Below are 3,719 nucleotides of genomic sequence, written 5' to 3'. Positions count from 1 at the left end.
CCCAATGCCCCATCCCCTATTTTTTTAGGTAAAATTCATGAAAATTGCTCTAGTCCATGATTATTTAACTCAGCGTGGTGGGGCAGAGCGTGTATTTGAACTGCTTTGTCAGCGTTATCCAGAAGCAGACATTTTCACATCTCTCTACGATCCGCAAAAAACTATCGACCTTGGCGATCGCATAGTTAACACAACATTTTTACAAAAGATTCCCTATGCAGCTAAGTATTTTCGGTCAATGGCTCCTTTATACTTTCCTGCTTTTCGTGCCTTAGATTTACAAGACTACGATTTAATTATTAGTAGTAGCACTAGCTTTGCTAAAGCAGTGCGAAAAAATCCCAACGCTCGTCACATTTGTTTTTGCCATAATGTGACTCGTTTTTTATGGGATACAGCAACTTATTTAAAGGAATATGGAGACTATAAATATTTTGCTCCTTTAATCGAGCAAGTCTTCCAAGCCATGAGAAAGGTAGACTTGAAATATGCACAAGAACCTGACATTTATATTGCTAATTCTAGTGTTGTTGCCCGCCGAATTCAAAATATTTACGGCAAACAGGCAATAATGGTTAACTATCCAATTGATACTAGTAAATTTGTTTTTTCTGATATTAAAGATGAATATTATCTAGCCTCTGCTCGGATGATTAGCTATAAGCGTCTTGATGTTATAGTGGAAGCTTTTAATTGGTTAGGCTGGCGGTTATTAATATCCGGTGATGGCCCAGAACTAGAACGTTTAAAATCCAAAGCATTACAAAATATTCAGTTTTTGGGACACGTCAGTGATAAAACTCGTAAAGAGTTATTTTCTAAAGCCAAGTCTATTATTGTGGCAGCTTTAGAAGACTACGGATTAGTACCAGTAGAAGCCAATGCTAGCGGCACACCAGTTATTGCTTATGGGGCTGGTGGAGTATTAGATACTCAAATACCTGGTGAAACCGGAGTCTTTTTCAAAAGACAAACACCCGATTCTTTGCAAATTGCATTACAAGAAGCCAAGGGGATTTCTTGGAATTACGATCGCATTCGCCATCATGCAGTTACAAATTTTTCTGAAAACGCATTTTTCACTAAAGTCGAGGGAATTATTCACCAAGCTTGTAGGGTGTAAATTGAACAAGAATTCAGGAGTCAGGAGTCAGAATTCAGAATTCAGAATTCAGGAGTCAGGACTCAGAATAAATTCTGTCAGCTTCACTAAATACTGGTTTTAATTTCTTGACTAAATACCAAATTTACTAATTTTACCAACTTGACAGATTTAACTTATCTACTGATTACATTCTGAATTCTGAATTCTGAATTCTGAATTCTGAATTCTGAATTCTAAATTCCTCTTATCTCTAGCGTAAATTCTGGGAAGGATAATAAAAGTGGTTCAAACGAGTCTAAATTCTCATATAACTACAGTTTCGGAAACTGAACCAAGCTATGGACAAATGTTTACTGTCTTGGTGCGGAGATTTCCTTGGTTTTTAATAGTATTGTTTGGTTCTATTACCATTGCAGGTATGGTAACTTTAAAGACAAAACCAACTTTTAGAAGTTCCATGCAGCTGCTAGTAGAACCGAACTATCAAGGTAAGAAAGAAGGAGGAGGAGTAGAAAATGAGTTTACAGACTCCAATGTGGTGATAGACACTGCAACCCAGCTTAACTTGATGCAAAGTTCGGGCTTGATTCAAAAAGCAGTTGATAAACTTGAGTCTGAATATCCAGACATCACTACGGGTGAAATTAAAGGTTCTTTGGTCTTAACTCAATTAAGAAGCAAAGAAGATAATGTTGCAACTAAAATTTTTCAAGTCGAATACACCGATAAAGATCCCCAAAAAACTCAAAAAGTTTTAGGTGCAATTCGGCAAGTTTATGTTGAATACAATAAACAACAACAGGATTCGCGTTTACAAAAGGGTCTGCAAATTATTAGGGAACAGTTAGCAAAAGCCAGTGAAGAAGTAAAAGCAGCTGAGACAAATCTCCAAAGATTTCGCAGAAACCAAAATTTAATTGACCCAGAATCACAGGCGAAAGCAATTGAAACAGCTTTAAACAACATTGCTCAAGAACGCCAAACAACTCGCGCTCAATATGGCGAAGCTTTAGCACGACAAAAATCTTTAGAAGAACAACTTAATCGTTCTCCGCAAAATGCTTTAGTAGCTTCTCGTCTAAGTCAGTCTACTCGCTATCAAGGCTTACTCAACGAAATCCAAAAAACAGAACTAGCCCTAGCACAAGAACGCTTACGGTTTACAGATGCAACTCCCAGCGTACAAAAGCTTAAAGAACAGCTTCAAAGTCAAAAGGAGTTATTGCAACAAGAAGTAGGAAGAACTTTAGGGGGAAAATCTGCTAGTGCGTTCATGTCTGGAGACTCTCTCCTGGAAAAAGGACAACTCGGTGAAATCGATCTCAACCTTGCTAGTCAGTTGGTGGAAACGCAAACAAATTTAGTTGCTTTAAGCGCCCGCGACCAAACTTTGGCTAAGAAAGAAAATGAACTGCGTTTTGAAATCAAACGCTTTCCGCCTTTGTTAGCTTATTACAATCGAATGCTACCGCAGCTACAATTCAGCCGTGAAAGATTAGAACAACTTTTAAGGGCAGAACAACAATTACGGCAAGAATTGGCTAAGGGTGGATTTAATTGGGAAGTTGTAGAAGAACCCCAAGAAGGTTTACGATTAGGCCCCAATCTGCAACAGAATTTGTTGTTAGGTGGGGTAGTGGGGTTGATGTTAGGAGGAATTGCTGTATTTATCCGGGAATCCATTGATGATTCTGTTCATACTACTGCTGAATTAGAGAAGCAAATACCCCTGCCATTGTTAGGAACAACTCCCAAATTACCGCCAGCTAAACCGAGAGAATCAATGATTAAATTGCCTTTTGGCAAGCCAGAAGTTCTCGCACCTTGGACAATTCAAGTATTGCAATCTCCACCGCGTTGGGAATCGCTGGATTTGATTTACAAAAACATTGAACTTTTAAATGCTGTTTCCAATTTAAAATCTTTAATGGTTACCTCGGCTTTGCCGGATGAGGGGAAATCAGCTTTAGCCTTGGGTTTGGCTATGAGTGCTGCACGTTTGCATAAAAGAGTACTCCTCATTGATGCCAATTTACGCGATCCTAGCCTACACGAACAGCTGAATCTTCCCAATGAACAAGGGCTTTCAACTTTATTGGCTAGCGATGCAACTCTACCCAATCAAATTAATATTCAGTACACAGGTTCAGCCTACATCGATATTTTGACCGCCGGGCCAAAACCTGCTGACCCCGCTAATCTCTTGAGTTCTCCTCGGATGATGGAATTAATGGCAGCATTTGAGGAAAACTACGATTTAGTACTCATAGATGCTTCGCCCGTCTTGGGTATGGTGGATGCCATGCTCACTGCATCATCCTCTCGTAGTGTCGTTATGGTGGCAAGCATCGGTATTGTTACGCGCAGCCAATTAACTCAAGCTACAGCCATGCTCAGCAAGTTAAATTTGATTGGGGTTGTGGCAAATGGAGTATCAAATAACAGTAATTACGTACCTTATGTCAAACAACAGCAATTAGCTCTGCGCCAAGCTGTGGAAAAATAAATAAGGCATGGGGCATTGGTGGTTATAAATCCAGATGTAGAGACGTTGTATTGCAACGTCTCTACAAAGATTTTTATTTTAATTTCAGCAACACAGGGTGGGAAGGGG

The 3,719-nt window shown here is 39.3% G+C and carries 2 protein-coding genes; both read left to right on the top strand.

Annotation, left to right across the window (positions count from 1 at the left end; translation table 11 throughout):
• The first annotated feature begins 37 nt into the window (after nt 1-37).
• Nucleotides 38-1,123 (top strand): glycosyltransferase, encoded by a 1,086-nt coding sequence (locus GNE10_RS32805; protein ID WP_185570202.1) that lies wholly within the window; start codon nt 38-40, stop codon nt 1,121-1,123.
• Between the two features lie 262 nt (nt 1,124-1,385).
• Complete coding sequence (locus GNE10_RS32800) at nt 1,386-3,611, top strand: polysaccharide biosynthesis tyrosine autokinase (protein WP_185570201.1); 2,226 nt, start codon at nt 1,386-1,388, stop codon at nt 3,609-3,611.
• The last annotated feature ends 108 nt before the right edge of the window (nt 3,612-3,719 follow it).

This window comes from Nostoc sp. 2RC (genome assembly GCF_014222165.1).
In the GTDB taxonomy this organism is placed as follows: domain Bacteria; phylum Cyanobacteriota; class Cyanobacteriia; order Cyanobacteriales; family Nostocaceae; genus Nostoc; species Nostoc linckia.
Note: the sequence above shows the minus strand (reverse complement) of the source record. Positions and strands in the feature narration are given on the sequence as shown.